18 protein-coding genes and 1 pseudogene are annotated in these 16038 nt (G+C 62.8%); 3 read left to right on the top strand and 16 right to left on the bottom strand.

Annotated elements, in window-relative coordinates; translation table 11 throughout:
- The first annotated feature begins 22 nt into the window (after positions 1-22).
- Complete coding sequence (locus V1278_RS14340; RefSeq protein ID WP_334364006.1) at positions 23-478, top strand: MarR family winged helix-turn-helix transcriptional regulator; 456 nt, start codon at positions 23-25, stop codon at positions 476-478.
- A 13-nt stretch (positions 479-491) separates the two neighbouring features.
- Here V1278_RS14340 and V1278_RS14345 read toward each other — a convergent pair whose 3' ends face one another.
- From V1278_RS14345 to V1278_RS14365, 6 genes are all read right to left on the bottom strand, one after another.
- A complete protein-coding gene (locus tag V1278_RS14345; protein WP_334381201.1) occupies positions 492-1157 on the bottom strand; it encodes a hypothetical protein in 666 nt (221 codons plus the stop codon).
- Positions 1158-1160: 3 nt separating this feature from the next.
- Positions 1161-2561: a selenium-binding protein SBP56-related protein gene (locus V1278_RS14350; RefSeq protein WP_334381202.1), complete on the bottom strand. Its 1401-nt coding sequence runs from the start codon at positions 2559-2561 to the stop codon at positions 1161-1163.
- Positions 2562-2616: 55 nt separating this feature from the next.
- Positions 2617-3042: a DUF4399 domain-containing protein gene (locus tag V1278_RS14355; protein ID WP_334381203.1), complete on the bottom strand. Its 426-nt coding sequence runs from the start codon at positions 3040-3042 to the stop codon at positions 2617-2619.
- Between the two features lie 16 nt (positions 3043-3058).
- Positions 3059-3379 (bottom strand): formylglycine-generating enzyme family protein, encoded by a 321-nt coding sequence (locus V1278_RS36950; RefSeq protein ID WP_442894631.1) that lies wholly within the window; start codon positions 3377-3379, stop codon positions 3059-3061.
- Positions 3288-4718, bottom strand: a complete 1431-nt coding sequence (locus V1278_RS14360; protein ID WP_442894632.1) for an SUMF1/EgtB/PvdO family nonheme iron enzyme — start codon at positions 4716-4718, stop codon at positions 3288-3290. The genes V1278_RS36950 and V1278_RS14360 overlap by 92 nt, the downstream gene beginning before the upstream one ends.
- A 134-nt stretch (positions 4719-4852) precedes the next feature.
- Positions 4853-6052 carry an amidohydrolase family protein gene (locus tag V1278_RS14365; RefSeq protein WP_334364001.1) on the bottom strand — a complete coding sequence of 400 codons (1200 nt, stop codon included), beginning with the start codon at positions 6050-6052 and terminating at the stop codon, positions 4853-4855.
- A 145-nt stretch (positions 6053-6197) separates the two neighbouring features.
- Between V1278_RS14365 and V1278_RS14370 the strand changes: the two genes are divergently transcribed.
- The gene (locus V1278_RS14370; protein WP_334364000.1) at positions 6198-6971 is read left to right on the top strand and encodes a ferredoxin--NADP reductase; all 774 of its coding nucleotides are present in this window, start codon (positions 6198-6200) and stop codon (positions 6969-6971) included.
- Between the two features lie 37 nt (positions 6972-7008).
- Here V1278_RS14370 and soxA read toward each other — a convergent pair whose 3' ends face one another.
- From soxA to V1278_RS14415, 9 genes and pseudogenes are all read right to left on the bottom strand, one after another.
- Positions 7009-7782, bottom strand: a complete 774-nt coding sequence (soxA, locus tag V1278_RS14375) for a sulfur oxidation c-type cytochrome SoxA (RefSeq protein WP_334363999.1) — start codon at positions 7780-7782, stop codon at positions 7009-7011.
- Positions 7779-8099: a thiosulfate oxidation carrier complex protein SoxZ gene (soxZ, locus tag V1278_RS14380; protein ID WP_334363998.1), complete on the bottom strand. Its 321-nt coding sequence runs from the start codon at positions 8097-8099 to the stop codon at positions 7779-7781. The genes soxA and soxZ overlap by 4 nt, the downstream gene beginning before the upstream one ends.
- Positions 8099-8578, bottom strand: a complete 480-nt coding sequence (locus V1278_RS14385; protein WP_334363997.1) for a SoxY-related AACIE arm protein — start codon at positions 8576-8578, stop codon at positions 8099-8101. Before V1278_RS14385 ends, soxZ begins: the two co-directional genes overlap by 1 nt.
- Before the next feature lie 9 nt (positions 8579-8587).
- Positions 8588-9025, bottom strand: a complete 438-nt coding sequence (gene soxX / locus V1278_RS14390; RefSeq protein WP_334363996.1) for a sulfur oxidation c-type cytochrome SoxX — start codon at positions 9023-9025, stop codon at positions 8588-8590.
- 13 nt (positions 9026-9038) lie between these two features.
- Positions 9039-10323, bottom strand: a pseudogene (locus V1278_RS14395) (FCSD flavin-binding domain-containing protein).
- A gap of 12 nt (positions 10324-10335) precedes the next feature.
- Positions 10336-10689, bottom strand: a complete 354-nt coding sequence (locus tag V1278_RS14400; RefSeq protein ID WP_334381204.1) for a c-type cytochrome — start codon at positions 10687-10689, stop codon at positions 10336-10338.
- Complete coding sequence (locus V1278_RS14405) at positions 10682-12868, bottom strand: xanthine dehydrogenase family protein molybdopterin-binding subunit (RefSeq protein ID WP_334363993.1); 2187 nt, start codon at positions 12866-12868, stop codon at positions 10682-10684. The genes V1278_RS14400 and V1278_RS14405 overlap by 8 nt, the downstream gene beginning before the upstream one ends.
- A 10-nt stretch (positions 12869-12878) precedes the next feature.
- Complete coding sequence (locus V1278_RS14410) at positions 12879-13328, bottom strand: (2Fe-2S)-binding protein (RefSeq protein ID WP_334363992.1); 450 nt, start codon at positions 13326-13328, stop codon at positions 12879-12881.
- A gap of 181 nt (positions 13329-13509) precedes the next feature.
- The gene (locus tag V1278_RS14415; protein WP_334381205.1) at positions 13510-13968 is read right to left on the bottom strand and encodes a MarR family winged helix-turn-helix transcriptional regulator; all 459 of its coding nucleotides are present in this window, start codon (positions 13966-13968) and stop codon (positions 13510-13512) included.
- A 63-nt stretch (positions 13969-14031) separates the two neighbouring features.
- On the opposite strand from V1278_RS14415, the gene V1278_RS14420 reads away from it, so the two are divergent.
- Entirely contained in the window at positions 14032-14460 is a 429-nt protein-coding gene (locus V1278_RS14420; protein WP_057843208.1) for a DUF1772 domain-containing protein, read from the top strand.
- Positions 14461-14574: 114 nt separating this feature from the next.
- On the opposite strand, the gene V1278_RS14425 is transcribed toward V1278_RS14420, so the two are convergent.
- A complete protein-coding gene (locus V1278_RS14425) occupies positions 14575-15966 on the bottom strand; it encodes an MFS transporter (RefSeq protein ID WP_334381206.1) in 1392 nt (463 codons plus the stop codon).
- Positions 15967-16038: the final 72 nt, after the last annotated feature.

Consider the following 16038-nt stretch of genomic DNA (forward strand, 5'->3'; position numbering starts at 1 on the left):
AGGGGAAGGGCGGGTAACGCAGATGGGAAGGAGTGTTTCGCCGAAACGGAGCGTCAAGCCGCCGCGCCCGTCCTACATTCTCGACGAACAGATCGGCTTCATCCTGCGTCAGGTCTGGCAGCGCCATGCCACCATCTTCGCCCGCGAGATCGGCATCAACCTGACGCCGACACAATGGGCGGCGCTCGCCAAGCTGACCGAGACCGGACCGTGCTCGCAGAACCTGCTCGGGCGGCTGACGGCGATGGATGTCGCCACCATCAAGGGTGTGATCGACCGTCTCACCGCGCGTGGCCTGACCGAGACCAGCCCGGATCCCGAGGATGGCCGCCGCCTGCTCGTGAGTCTGACGCGCGCCGGCCAGCAACTGGCCGAGAAGGCCGCGCCGAATGCGCTGGCGATCAGCCGCGAGACGCTGGCGCCGCTCGACGCAAGAGAGCGCGAGACGCTGATCGCGCTGCTCGACAAGCTGCGTTAGGGCGTAGTTGGCGTCAGCTCAGGTTCAGCACCAGCGCGATCGCGCCCACGAGAATGAGGCTGAACGCCCAGGTCGTATCCAGGTTGAACCAGCTCTGCGATATGAACTGGAGGCCGAGATAGCGGTAGGCGAGCCACGCGCAAACTCCGCCGGCGGCGACCATCGCGATGGCGTGGACGGCCGCAACCAGCACGGCCATTCCGAGATTGGCGTTGATGAGAGTACCGGCGGCCGCGTGGCTGCCGTCGAGCTTGGCTTGCCGGCAGAGCCCGAGGTAGATCGGCACCAGCATCAGCGCGGCGCCATGCGCCAGCGCCACGGCAAACGACCAAAGCCCCAGTTGCGCCGGTGATATCCGTGCCAAAACTCTTGGATGGCGGCGGTTGGCAAGCCTGAAAAGGCCGAAGGCGATAACGAGGACGCTGGCGCCGATCTGTATCGTGCGCTGCCACTCGACGATGGCAACGAGCAGCGCGAAGGGAAGGAGTACGAGCAGCATCGCGAGCAGATGGCCGGCCGTGAGCGGCCCAAGCGCGGCCACCAGGGCACGCGGGCTCCGCTCCATCAGTCCAACTGAAACAGCGAGCGGCCAGCCCATGCCCGGGTTGACGCCGTGGTAAAGGCCGCTCGCGATGACAGCCAGCCAGAGCCAGGCCGGTGTCCAGTCGGCTGCGCTCAAATCTCAAGCCGACGGATAGCAGAACGAATCCGTCGAACAGTCGCCGCCGTCGAGCCGGATCTGGTGCGCGCGGTAGCCGTCGGGGAAGTTGACCCAGTAATTGCTCGCCAGTTCGAGACCACCGTCCGGCTTCGCATTGGCCATCACCATGGCTCCCGGGACGCCATCGGGATAAAACTGGTCGTCCCATGTCGAGTACAGCGAGTTGGTCCAGTACACCCGCTTGCCGTCGCGGCTGATCTCGACCATCTGCGGGCCGCCTGCAAACGCCTTGCCGTTCGGGTGCGGCGTGCGGCGCGCGATGCCGCCGATGTGAACCGAGCCGGCAAGCTTCGGCTTTCGTGGCTCCCTGACATCGTATTGACGCATCTCGCCGGTGCCCCAGCAGGCGACGTAGAGGAATTTGTCATCCATCGACAGGTCGATGTCAGTCACCAGCGGCGGCACGGCGCCAAAGCCCTGCAGCAGCGGCGGCAATTGTTCCTTCGCCGCCGGCTCGGGTGGAATCGTCGCCGTCTTCTCGACGTGAAACTTGCCGCCCTCGCGCCACCAGGTCCAGATCGAGCCTTCGAGGTTAGTGGTGTCGACCACGGTGCCCAGAAAGCCGTATTCGCGAACTGGATCATGCGCGGGACGCACTTCCAGCCCCATCTGGTGATTGGCCCCGAGATCGATCGTCTGCACATTTCGCCGGGCCCGCAGATCCCAGAAGTGAATATGGTGACCGTACTTGTTCGAGAGCAGATCCTCCGGCACGATTCCGTTCTCGAACTGCGGCGGCAATCCCCACTCGCTCGTCACCATGTAGTCGCGTGGCAGATTCCACCAGAAATCATAGTGCATTGTCTGGGGGCCGCGATCGATCTCCCACCGTCCGAGCACCTCGAACGTCTCGCAGTCCATGATAAAGACGCCGGGCGGTCCATCGGTGCCGTCCTTGCCGCTGCCGCCGAGCGTAGAGACGTAAATGCCTTCAGGCCCGCAATGAACGGTGTGGGGCCGCGAATATCCGGTCTTCCTGAAGATCTCTTCAGGCTCGATGATCTTGTGTATCGCCGCCTTGGTGGGGTCGGGCTTGGTATCGACGATATAGATGCGGGACGACCGCATGCCGGGAATGATCAGATAGCGGCGCTCGAGGAAGGCATGCCCGGTGAGCGGCGACAGCGCCGACGAGCAGGCGTTCCAGCCGAAATGGTGAAACTCGTCGCCCTTGTTGGGCATAGTCACGGTGTGAACGACCTGGCTGTAGCTCGAGGAGCCCGGCTTGACGTCGATCACGGCTAGGGCGTCCGGCTTTGAGGCGTCCGGACTGAGCAGCACGGTATAGGCGAAGCTCTCCGGCGGAGCTTCCATGGCAAGCTTTGGCGAAGCGTGAAACGTGGGATCGGGCCGAATGTTCATCGTACTGCCTCCCTGTTTGCCTGGAATGATCAAAGTCGGCGGAGGGGGCTCCGCTCTATTTGACCGTGATGGTAATTTTCTTCGAGACTACCGGAGGATTGTGCGGATAGTGGCCGGCGTCGCCCAGCACGAGCTGAAGCGTGTGCTTGCCGGGCGGAAGCTCGATCCGGGCTTCGGTCTGGCCCGCGCCAAAATGAAGGTGCGATTTGTCCTGCGGAATCTCTTCATTGGGATTGAGCGGTTCATTCACATCGATCAGCAGGTGATGGTGGCCGCTGTTTGGGTAGTTGTCGCCCGCGTGGGTTACGCCCATGTTGCGCAGACCAAAGCGGCACCAAAATCCGCCCTTGATGACGGCGCCGTCCTGCGGCCACACGAAATAGAGAAGGGCATCCTTGTGTGAGGGCTTCCCTTGAGCATACGCGGCGAACGGCAGACAGGTGAGCGCTGCTGAGAGAGCGATCCACTGCGTGAACTTCATGACCGCCCTCTTAAGACTACTTGGGAGATAGCGCGATGCGGAACCCGTGAGTGGGATATCGCACGTTGGTATCATAGCTGCCGCGGTTTGATACGCGGGCATAGGCTGAGTCCTTCCTCCAGGAGCCGGAGCGGATGACATGCGAGGAACATGCATTCTCGACCCATGCTGACCCGTCTCCTGGCGCGCCCTGATAATTTCTGTGCCAGCAATCTTCGACCCATTGATCGACGCCGCCGCCCATATCAAACAGCCCAAAAGGATTTTGCTTGAGGCTGCCGACCTTCACCGGCTGGTCGGTCGCTGGAATGTCGCTGCAGTTCTTGCAATTGACCATGCCGGGCTGAAAATGATCGCCCCACCAGTAGGCGGGTCTGCGTGCCGCCGCGCGCCGCATATTCCCATTCGGCTTCGCTCGGCAGTCGATATGGTTTTCCGGTGGTTTCCGCAAGCCATGCGACATATTGCTTGGCATCGCTCCAACTCACGTTTGTAACAGGCGCATCGTCCTTTCCGGCTGCCGTGAATCCGCATGCCTTTGCGGCGGCGCATGCGTTCCATTCCTGCACGGTGACGGGAAATTTCCCCATCGCAAACGGCTTGACCGTTACCTGACGGACCGGCCTTTCCGAAACGTCTTCGTTGCTGCCCATCGCGAAGCTGCCGCCCCGAAGCGAAATCATCTCGGGTTCTCGAACCGGCGCGGCCGCTTGCGTCGTCGGCGGAGTCTCGGGTGCGGCGGGAGGCGCCGGCGGCGGTAGCGGCGCTGCCTGTTGTTGAGGTGGCGAAGGAGAAGGTTGGGGCGCCGGCGCTGGTTGTTTCGCGGCAGGCGCAGGCGCCTTCGGCGCTTCCGCCGGAGATGAAACGGGAGCCGACGCCTGATTTATAGCCTTGCGGGGCGGTGCGAACATGTACCAGAGAGTGCCGATCGCAATGGTCAGCATCGCAATGCAGAGCAAGAGGATCAGAACGCGTTCGCGCCGGTTCCGATATGCGTTAAGGGCGGACGGGTCGGGAAGCACGCGATAGACCCGAACGGGATCGGTGATGTTCTTGACCTTTCGATCACCAAGCGACTCGTATCCGCAAACCAGCTTATGCTTTATCTGCTCATAAATGCCGCCGGAGATATAGACTTCGCCGGGATGGGCTATGCCCTCAAGCCGCGTGGCAATATTGACGCCGTCGCCATAGACGTCGTCGGTTTCGATAATCACGTCGCCAAGATTGACGCCAATTCGATATTCGATCCAATGATGCTTGGGCAGTGATGCATTGCGGCCAACCAGATTTTGCTGGATCACGATGCTCGATCGGACGGCTTCGACCGGGCTGTCGAAAATGGCGATGAAGCCGTCGCCCGTGGTTTTAACCAGCCTGCCGTGATGTTCTCTGATGCTGGGTTCGATGAGGTCGCGCTCGATCCTCTTGACGCGATTGTGCGTCCCTTCCTCGTCGATCTGCATCAGGCGGCTGTAACCGGAGATGTCGCCTGCCACGATGGCCGCAAGGCGGCGTGGCATTGGCTCGGGCGATCGCTCACCCGGTCGGCCTGACTTGATGTCACGAATTTGGGCCATGGCTTGGATTGGCTCCCAACTGTCAAATACAAATACAGTATGAGGCAAGCAATCTTTCCAGCGCCTACAGCGTACCATGGTGGCTGTTCGCCGCAAGCAGCCGTGCGCGGGTTCCACGCGGTTCGTAGGGGCTAAGTGTGAGTGATCTCACAAAAAATGAGGCCTGACCGGCAATTCGCTCATCACGTCCGAGGGTATAGTCGCCCGGCGCACTCGCAGGGCGACCGGCATCAATGTCCGCTGACGATCTCCGGCACCTTGCCGGCGGGCGGCGTGTTGCGGCTGCGCTGGGTGCGGACGATGCCATCGATGATGGTCATGCCGATGCCGGGGAGGTCGCCGAGCTGCACGCTCTCCAGAATGTTCTTGCCAGGGGAATGCTGGGCCTTGTCCATCAGGACGAAGTCCGCGGAGCGGCCGATTTCGATGATTCCGCAGTCGAGTTCGCGCATGCGCGCGGTATTGCCGGTCGCAAGGCAGAAGGCGAGTTCGGCCGGCAGTTCGCCGAGTGACGACAGCATCGAGACCATTCGCAAAATGCCGAGCGGCTGCACGCCGGAGCCGGCCGGCGCGTCCGTGCCGAGGATGACGCGATGGAGGTCACCCATCTCGCGCGCGGTGCGCAACGTGAACAGCGCCGAGCGCTCGTTGCCGTTGTGAACCAGCTCCAACCCGCGTTTGCAGCCCTCGCAGATGCAGCGGATCTGGTCGTCGGGCAGCGCGGTATGGCCGCCATTGATATGCCCGACCACGTCGGTGTCGGCTTCCAGCACCACATCCTTGTCGATCAGGCCGGAGCCGGGAATTGAAGGTCCGCCGGTATGGATCGTGCTTTGGATGCCGTATTTGCGCGCCCAGCCGACCATTTTGCGCGCGGTCGGGCCGTCCTTGACGCCGCCGAGGCCGACCTCGCCGAGCAGCTTGACGCCGGCCGCGGCCATCTCCTTGAAATCGTCCTCCACCATTTCGCATTCGATCACCGGCGCGCCGGCATGCACCTTCACCCCGCCTGGCCGCAGCGTCCAAAACGCGCGCTGCGCAAAGATCGCCATCGCCTTCAGGCCTACGACGTCGCGCGGGCGGCCGGGCATGTGGACCTCGCCGGCCGAGATCATGGTGGTCACGCCGCCATGGAGATAGCTGTCGATCCAGTTGACCTGGTTCTGCCGCGGCGTCCAGTCGCCGGCGACGGGATGGACGTGGCTGTCGATCAATCCGGGCGCGACGGTGGTGCCGTTGGCGTCGACTGTCGTGGTGGCGCCCTCGGTATTGCAGTCCTTGAAGCGGCCGACGGCTGTGATCTTGCCGCTCTCGGCCACGATCGTGTCGGCATCCAGGATCGGCTTTTCCAAAGCCCCCGACAGCACGAGCCCGATATTGCGGATCACCAGCTTGTTCGGACCGGTCGCCTGGGGTGCGTCGTGGGCCATGGTTTTTCCTTTTGCTTCAATGCCTTCGCCGGACATTCTGCCCGGCTTGACGATCGGATCAAGCTGGATTATTCGTTTGTATACGAATGATCGTATACGAATGATTTAACCGGTCAATCCGGCTTGCAAGTCAGGGAACGGTGCGATGAGCAATTTCAACCAGGAAAGCGTGCTGAGCGTTCATCACTGGACCGATACGCTGTTCAGCTTCACCACCACACGCGATCCCTCGTTCCGTTTCCGCAATGGCGAGTTCACGATGATCGGCCTGAAGGTCGGCGAGAAGCCGCTGCTCCGCGCCTACTCGGTCGCCAGCGCCAATTACGAGGACCGGCTCGAATTCTTCTCGATCAAGGTGCCGGATGGCCCGCTCACCTCGCGCCTCCAACACCTGAAGCAGGGCGACGAAATCATCGTCAGCCGCAAGGCGACCGGTACGCTGGTCATCGATAACCTCGAGGACGGCCGCAACCTCTATCTGATCGGGACCGGCACCGGGCTGGCGCCGTTCCTTTCCGTGATCAAGGACCCCGAGACCTATGAGCGGTTCGAGAAGGTGGTGCTGCTGCACGGCTGCCGCCGCGTCGCCGAACTCGCCTATGGCGAGATGATCACCGAAAAGCTGCCGAACGACGAGCTGATCGGCGAATATGTTCGCAACCAGCTGATCTATTATCCGACCGTGACCCGCGATCCCTTCCGCAACCGCGGCCGCATCACCGATTTGATCACTTCAGGAAAACTGTTCGCCGACATCGGGCTGGCCACGCTCGATCCAGCGCATGACCGCGTCATGATCTGCGGCAGCCCGGCGCTGGTGACGGACACGCGCGCGCTGCTCATCGGCAAGGGTTTTGCCGAGGGCAATCACGGCGAGCCGGCACAGTTCGTGGTCGAGAAGGCGTTCGCGGAGCGGTAACGAGAATGAGGGACATATGGTGCCGCGCCGCACCTCCCTAAGGCCGCACCGCCGGCGCTTCCATCGCCATCCCGCGCGCCCGCGACATCAGGTATAATTCCAGTTCAACCAGTTCCGGCGCGCCGTAATCATAGGCCTGCGCGCGGATGCCGGTGATGCAGGCGCGCAGGCGTCGCTGCAGCGAGCCCAGCGATTGCCATTCCAGCCGGTAGAGCGGGTAACCGGTCGGGTGTCCTTGTGTGATCGCGGCGCCGGCGAGTCGCTTGTCCCAATTGTCGTCATGGCAATGGGTACAGCCGAGATTGAGCTGGCCCTGCCGTTGCATGTAGAGCTCGCGTCCTTTGGCGACGAACGGCGCGAGCTGCGGGTCGGCTCCGGTTTCGATCGGAGCGCCCTGTGATTGCCTTGCGACAAAGGCTGTCAGCGCCAGCAACTCGCGGCTCTCGAACGGCAGCGGCGTCGCCTGTTGGTGGTTGGTGCGGCACGAATTGATGCGCTGTTCCAGATCGATCGGGCGGCCGGTTGCCTTGTCGAACGCGGGGTAGCGGGCGGCCACGCCCTTCATGCTTGCGCGTGCATTGCCATGGCAATCGGCGCACGCTTTGTCGGCGGCGCCTGTCTTGCGGTTCCACAATGTCTCGCCATTGAGCACCCAGAGCATGCCGGGATTGGCGGTGTCGTCGTCCTGCATCGTTTTTGTGTCCGGCTTCATGAAGCTGTAGCCGGAACGGCGGTCGGCTTGCGGGATCTCGGCAGCTCCGACGGCGCCCACCACCAGCAGTGCGGCGGCTATGGCGCCCAAAAATCTCATTCGACCGAGATCGAGGCGGAAGCGGTCTCGGAAAAACCCTTGTCGCCGATCCATTCGAACTCGAACTTGCCGCTTTCGGTCACGGTCGTGAAGAAGGAGAAGAACGGGTTGGCAGCAATCGCCGGGAACAAATCGGCGCGGAAGATTTCAGCGCCGTTGAAGCGGCAGGTAAAGCTCGTGATGATGTCGCGCGGCACAGATTCACCTGACGCCTTATGGCGATAGCCCGACTCCATGATGTGCGACATCAGCGTCTTGATCTCGATAATGTCGCCGCGTTTGGCTTTGGCCGGAACGTTGATTAGCGCGGAAGCCATCAGATCACCTCCTCGGTGCAGGCCGCCAGTGTCACCACGACGTCGACGCTGGCCGACCAGAACGACCCGTCCGAGAGCTTGGCGATCGCGACGACCTTCTGGCTGTCGGTGAGGCGAATGCGGGTCGAAACCTGCGCGCGGCCGGCATGAGGGCCGAGGTGGAAGTTGGCGACGTTCGGCTGCGGGTTCTTCTCGTTGAAAACGTGGATGCTGCTGACGTGGTCCTCCGGCGCCATAGGGTGGGCGACACTCACAGTCAGCGGCACGGTGTTGCCGTTCTCGACCAAGGGCGGCACGTCGAGCTTGACCTTGCCGGTTTTCACCGCAGCGCCGCCGGTGACATTGCGGATGGCGGAAGCGAGCATCTCGGGCGTCGCCTCGGCAGGCCGAAGCGTGACGACGGGGGCCGTGCCAAGCACGGCTGCCGCTCCGGCGAGGCCGAGAAACTGGCGGCGTGTCGAATTCGGTGGTGGATGCATCGGACCTTCCTATTCGCGTAAGCTTGCGAGATACGCCACGATATCCTCGATCTGTTCGGCCGACAGGATCGGCTTGCCGCGCCACAGCGTCCCGACGCGAGTGAGGCCGTCAACGCGGTAATAGGACGGCATGATCGTCTCAGCATTGAGACGAGAAGCATCCACCAGCCGAAGCCGAAGCTGACCTTCGGACCAGCGGCTGCCGGAACCGGAAAGATCGGGCGCCAGGTCGCCCTGGAATTTCTGTTCGGGAAATGGGCCGTTGTGGCACAGGATGCAAGTGCTGGAACGTTCGACGACGAGGGCGCGGCCGCGCGTCGCATCGCCGGCCGTGCCCGTCAGTGACTGCGGAATGGCATCGCCAATGACGGCATAGCTGCGAAGTTCCGTTGCGGCGGCGCAGCCGGGCAGCACGAGGAGAACTCCAGCAAGAATCGGATCCAACATGCGATAGGTGCGTCTAGCCAAAGACTTCCGCCGTAATGGTCGCGAACCAGGATTGCGCATAGTCGGCCTCGCGGGCGCGGAAATCACGTGACGCCTCCAGCGGACTAACGCCACCGGCGCCTTCAACGTCGGCAAGCGATCCATTCTTCGGATGGTATACGCCGGCAATCGAGATGCCATAGTCCGGGGCTGCCAGACTGTAGCACGTATTGATCAGCTTCGGCGCGGCTGGCGATCCGCCGGCGACCAGTGTGGCAATCGCGTTTGCGCAAGTCTTGGCCTGCGCATTCGCCGAGAATGCGGATTTTGGCATCGCGCCGGCGAGACAGGCATCGCCGATGACATGGATGTTCGGTGCCGATCTGGATTCGAAAGTGACAGGATCGATCGCGCACCAACCAGTGTTATCGGTCGCGCCCGCAATAGCGGCGATGCGGCCGGCCCGTTGCGGCGGAATAACGTTGGCCACCTGGGCGGTGTGATTGCCGAAATCGGTGATCAGAGTATTGGTCGCCGGATCGACGGCATTCACCTTGCCGCCCTGCGATAGCGATATCCATTCGACCATCCCCGGGTAAAGCTCCTTCCAGGCGTTCTGAAACAGGCGCTGCTTGGAGAACGCGTCCTTTGCGTCAAGGATGATCAGCTTCGAACGCGGCTTCTTGGTCTTCAGATAGTGCGCAATCAGGCAGGCCCGTTCGTAAGGTCCCGGCGGGCAACGGAAAGGGTTGGCGGGAGCTGCGATCACCACCAGGCCGCCATCCTCCATGGCCTCGAGTTGCTTGCGCAGCAACAGCGTTTGCTCGCCTGCTTTCCAGGCATGCGGCATCTTCGCCGCGGCGGCTTCGTCGTAGCCCGGCAGGGCGTCGAAACGCAGTTCGATTCCGGGGAGACAGCACCAGCCGGTCGTAGGCGAGCGAGGTGCCGTCGGCGAGCCCCACGGTCCGCGCGGCTGCATTGATGGTCGTTGCTTCCAGCGCCACCACGGTGATGCCGCTGGCGGCGATCTTGTCGTAACCGAATTTTTGTTCCTCGATCGAACGCAGTCCGGCGATGACATTGTTGCTGAACGGGCAGGCGGTGAAGGTCCGGTTCGGCTCGACCAGTGTGACCTGCAATTTCGGATCGATCTGTTTCAGCGCGCGCGCACAACTCGCACCGCCGAAACCGCCACCGATCACGATGATGCGCGCCGCGGATTGCGCCAATGCGGGCAGTGGAGACGCCAAGGCCGTCACTGCGGCGGCCGCGCTGGCGCTACAGAACTTCCGGCGGCTGATGCGACGGCTAACGCCCATGCTGGCGGCCCCTTACTTTTGTGCAGCGAGCCACGCCGCCATCGCGCGCAACTCATCGTCGGAAAAGCCCTTGGCGATGCGGTTCATTACCGTAGCGGGAAGCGAGCCGTCGCGAAATCCAGCCATCGCGGTCGCGATCTCGCCGGCGTCGCGGCCGTTCAGCCGCGAAACGGACGAACCGGTCACCCCACCGGAGTGGCAGCCGGAGCAGGACGCCGCACCGGGCGGGGGGTCGGAAGCCGCAAGCACCGGCAGGCTCGACGCCATGACCGTTGCCAGCCCGATGACGACACGCAAGGCATTCATCAGAAATCTCTCGATGAGCGAGCGGCGGCCGGAGAGGCCGCCGCTGTTATTGTCAGGCAAACGTGATGTTCTGGTCCTTCAGCGGGACCGAACGGATCCGCTTGCCGGTTGCGGCGAAGTAGGCGTTGAGCACCGCGGGTGCGGCGACGCCGATGGTCGGCTCGCCGACGCCGCCCCAGAAGCCGCCGCTCGGCAGCATGACGCTTTCCACCTTCGGCATCGCGGCAATGCGCATTGAATCGTAGGTGTCGAAGTTGGTCTGCTCGATCTTGCCGTCCTTCACCGTGCAGCCGCCATAGAACAGGGCGGACAGGCCATAGACGAAGGAGCCGGCAATCTGCCGCTCGACCTGCGCCGGGTTGACGATATAGCCCGGATCGGTCGAGGCGACGATGCGATGCACCTTGATCTTGCCGTCGTCGGTGACTGAGATTTCCGCGGCACCTGCGACATAGCTGCCGAAGCCCATCACCTGCGCGATGCCGCGATGGACGCCTTGCGGCGCAGGTTTGCCCCAGCCGATCTTCTCGGCCACCGCATTGAGCACGGCGAGGTGCTTCGGATGCTTGCTCATCAGCTTGCGGCGGAATTCCAGGGGATCCTGGCCCACTGCATTGGCGAGCTCATCCATGAAGCATTCCAGGTAGATCGCGTTGTGATTGAGGTTGACGCCGCGCCAGAAGCCGGGCGGGACATGCGGATTGCGCATCGCGTGCTCGATCAGCAAATTCGGTACGCTGTAGCCGATCGCTGCCTCGCCCGTGGCATTGAGTCCTTGGAACACCACCGGGTCCTTGCCGTTTTCCAATGCTGCCGGACGCGCCGAGGACAGGATCGACTGTCCTGATATTCTGACATGCAGCGCCGTCAGATTGTTATTGGCGTCGAAGGCGCCGGTGAGTTTGCATTGCGTGACCGGATGATATTTCCCGTGCAGCATGTCCTCTTCGCGCGACCACAACAGCTTGACCGGTGTGCCCGGCATCTGCTTGGCGATCAGAACCGCCTGCCGGACATAATCGGTCATGCCGCGGCGGCCGAAGCCGCCGCCGACCATATGCTTGTGCACATCGCATTTTTCGGCCGGCAATCCCGATGCTTCCAGCACAGCGGCTAATGCCGCTTCGCCGTTCTGCGTACCGCACCAGACCTCGCATTTGTCAGGCGTATAGATCGCCGTGGCATTGAGCGGCTCCATCGTGGCGTGGTTCTGGTAGGGATAGTTGTAGACCGCCTCGACCTTCTTGGCGGCCGAGGCAATCGTGGCCTTGGCGTCGCCGTTCTGGTTGCCGATGTAAGCCGGCTGGGCGTTGTCGAGGCCTTCGGCCAGCCATTTGGCGATCGAGTCACTGGAGACTTTGGCGTTCTCGCCTTCGTCCCAGACGACCGGCAACGCATCCAGCGCGGTCTTGGCGTGCCACCAGGTATCGGCAATGACGGCGACGGCGGTGTCGCCGACACGGACGACCTTTTTGACGCCCTTCATGCCCGCGACCTTGGCTTCGTCGTAGCTCTTCAGCTTGCCGCCGAAGACGGGACAATCCTTGATCGCGGCGTTGAGCATGCCCGGCAGCTTGACATCGATGCTGTAGATCATCGCGCCGGTGGTCTTCTCCACCGTATCAAGCCGCTTCAGGGACTTGCCGGCGAGCTTCCAGTCCTTGGGATCTTTCAACTTCACGTCCGCCGGCGGCTCGAGCTTGGCTGCCGCTTCCACCACCTTGCCATAGGTCGTGGTTCTGCCTGACCGCGTGTGGGTGATCACGCTGTTGGCGGCAGTGCATTCCGAGGCCGGCACCTTCCATTCGTTCGCGGCGGCCTGCACCAGCATCATGCGCGCGGTGGCGCCGCCCTTGCGGACATATTCATGACTGGCGCGGATGCCGCGGCTGCCGCCGGTCGAGAAGTCGCCCCAGGTGCGCTTGCGTGCGACACTTTGACCCGGCGTGGGATATTCGGTGGTGACCTTCGACCAGTCGCATTCAAGCTCTTCCGCGACGAGTTGCGCGAGGCCGGTGAGCGAGCCCTGTCCCATCTCCGAGCGGGCGATGCGGATCACGACGGTGTCATCGGGACGGATCACCACCCAGGCATTGATCTCGGGCGAGCCGTCGGCGGCGCGAACCACGTTCGGTCCGCCAAAGGGAATATCAAGACCGAGTGCGAGGCCGGCGCCGGCGGCAGCCGTGCCGATCACAAAGCTGCGGCGATTGAGTTTGGGCATGACGTGCTTGTTCATGGCGTCCCCCTCAAGCGTTCGCGGCGGCGTGGATCGCCTCGCGGACCTGCTGGAAGGTCCCGCATCGGCAGATATTGGTGATGGCCTCGTTGATATCCTGGTCGGTCGGCTTCGGCTTTTCCTTGAGAAGGGCTGCGACCGCCATGATCATGCCGCTCTGGCAAAAGCCGCATTGCGGAACGTCGTTAGCTACCCATGCCTGCTGCACCTTGTGCAACGCGCCTTCTGAGGCGAGACCTTCGATCGTGGTGATCTGCTTGCCGACGGCCTCGCTGACCGTCATGCCGCAGGAGCGCATCGCGACCCCGTCGACGTGAACTGTGCAGGCGCCGCACAGTGCAATACCGCACCCATATTTGGTGCCGGTCAGCCCGACATTCTCCCTGATAGCCCAGAGCAGTGGCGTGTCGTCTTCGACGTCCACATTGATTGTTTTGCCGTTGATTGTGAGGTTTGCCATCGCATGTCCCTTTTTGAGTCCAATTCGCCAATTGAACCGGGCGCGATGTGATCCGAGAAAATAGAACAGTTCAAATCAAGAAAACGCGCACTTGACGAACGGGAAGAAAGTCGATTCGCCGGTGTTACGCCAGGTTTCCGCAACCTGGCCGATCGGGTGTCCTTCGTTCGGGGGATAGAGGCTAGGCGGACTTATCAAGGCGCTCGCTCAGCAGCTTCGCGATACGGGTCATCGCGGCGAGCTCTTCGGGACTAAACCCCTTCGCAAGGGCATTTGCCCACGGAACCTGGAGCGCGCTGGCGGTTTCGAAGGCATCCTGCCCACGCCTGGTTAGCGCGACGAGGTGCGCCCGGCGGTGATTTGGATTGGGCCGCAGCTCCACGAGGCCATCCTCTGCCATCTCGTTCACAATGCGCTGAACTCCCTGTCGATTGAGTCCCATGCTGCGCGCAAGCCAGGCCACCGGTTGCGGACTTGGCGCAAGCGCGATTGCGCCCAGCACCTGCCAGCGCGCGCTGGTGAGGCCGAGGTCCGAAACAAGCCGGTCACCGGCCGCGAGCAGGCGTCCATTGAGGCGGAACACGGCGAGAACCAGCTCGGTCAGGGCCCGACCGCCGGGCGTATGTCGTTTCGTTGTCATTTGACAATTAGTATCCAAAATGACAATATATTGTCAATAGGCAAAACGAGTGTGGAGTGAATAATGTTTGCAGGACAGCTTGCAATGGTCGTCGCGGCGGCGTTCGCCGGTGCCGCCTTCTTCATCAATTTCGCCGAACAGCCGGCGCGTCTCGGCCTCGATGACCGGGGCCTCTTGAGGCAGTGGAAACCAAGCTACGCGCGCGGCTTTGCGATGCAGGCGAGTTGCGCAGTCATTTCCGGCGTGCTCGGCCTGACCGCTGCCTGGCTGACGCGGGATTGGCGCTGGATCGTCGGCGCGGTGCTCATTCTCGCCAACTGGCCCTATACGCTGATCGGCATCATGCCGACCAACCGCCTGCTGAACGCTATCGACGAGAAGGACGCCGGCCCGCAGTCACGTGCGCTGATCGTGAAGTGGGGAGGGTTGCACGCGGTCAGAACGGGTCTTGGGATCGCGGCAACCCTGGCTTATCTTTGGGCGCTCAATTAGAGCGTTTTCAAGCGACACCGGTTCGCATCAAGAAAACGCGTCAAAAGAGCCCGGTTCTGATTCAATCAGAACCGGGTTCGAGGCGCAGCGAACGGGGCGTGTCCCTGCGTTGCATCATGTCTTTTCGGTGCCCACCGTCAGACGCAGGAAACTCATCAGGCTTCCGAGCGTGGCGAATCCGGCCCCGAGCATCAACGCAACCGTCGCACCCTCGTGACCGGCCAGCGCAAAGCAAAGGGCCGCGAGCGCGGCGCCGAGTGTCTGCCCGGTCAGACGAGCGGTTGCGACGATGCCGCTCGCGCTGCCGCTGCGGTGCGGCGGCGCGCTCGACATCAGCGCCCGCAAATTCGGCGTTTGAAAGAAGCCGAATCCGATTCCGCAAATCACCGTGCGCCAGACGATGTTGGCAACGCTAGGGTCCGAAGGCAGCGTTGCGAGCAGGGCCATGCCGATGCCGAGCAATACCAGCCCGAGGCCGCCGAGAATGCCGACAGGATAGCGATCGGAGAGCCGGCCCCCGATCGGCGCCATGATCGCCACCACCAATGGCCAGGGCGTCATGAAGAAGCCGGTTTCGACCTGGGACCGGTGCAGCACGTCCTCGAAGTAGAAGGGCAGCGAAACGAAGGCCAGTCCCTGCACCGCGAATGTGCAGACCGACGTGGCGGCCGACAACGCGAACATCGGCCGCCGGAACAGGTCGATCGGCAACATCGGCGCCGGATGATCCGCATCCCGTCGGGTCATGATCCAGCCGAGCAGCAATGCTGCGCCAAGCGCCACTCCGACAAGGAAGGGCGGCGCCTGATGTGCCGCGCTTCCGATGCCGATGATGAATAGCCCGAGACAGCTTGCGGTCAGCGCTGCGCTCGCAAAATCGAACGCGTGTTTCGCGCGCGGCGTTCTGGGCAACGTCTTCAGGCCGATCCAGATTGCGATCAGGCCGAAGGGAAGGTTGATCGCGAACAGCCACGGCCACGTTCCGATCGCAAGGATCGCGGACGCAATCGTCGGACCGAAAGTGAATGCCGTTCCGACCACGAGCGCGTTATGGCCGAAGCCGCGCCCCAGCATGTGGGTCGGATAGACGAAACGGACCAGCGCCGCGTTCACGCTCATGATGCCGCTGGCGCCCAGCCCCTGCAGCGCCCGCGCCGCCGTCAGGCTCGGCAGCGACCATGCCAAGGCGCAGCCGAGCGAGGCCAGCGTGAACAGCACGAGGCCGCCGATATAGATCCGCTGATGACCGACGATTTCGCCGAGTGCGCCGAGCGGCAGCAGCGTCGCGACCAAGGCGATCTGGTAGATATTGACGACCCAGACCACGTCGGCCGGGCTGACATGGAGGTCGACCGCGATGGCGGGCAGCGCGATATTGGCGATCGCGGTATCCAGCGAGGCCAGTGCCAGCGCGGTGAAGATCGCCGCCACCGCCCAGCGCCTGAGTTCCGGCGGCAAGCCATCGATGGGCGTGGGGGATGGTTTGGGGGCTAAGTCTGCGGACATTCTGTCGGGCTCTCCACGCCGGGGCGGACGTGCCCTGGGGTGGCGTGTACTACGGACGCGGCGCCGGCCACA

It is taken from the genome of Bradyrhizobium sp. AZCC 1577 (genome assembly GCF_036924575.1).
Classification (GTDB): domain Bacteria; phylum Pseudomonadota; class Alphaproteobacteria; order Rhizobiales; family Xanthobacteraceae; genus Bradyrhizobium.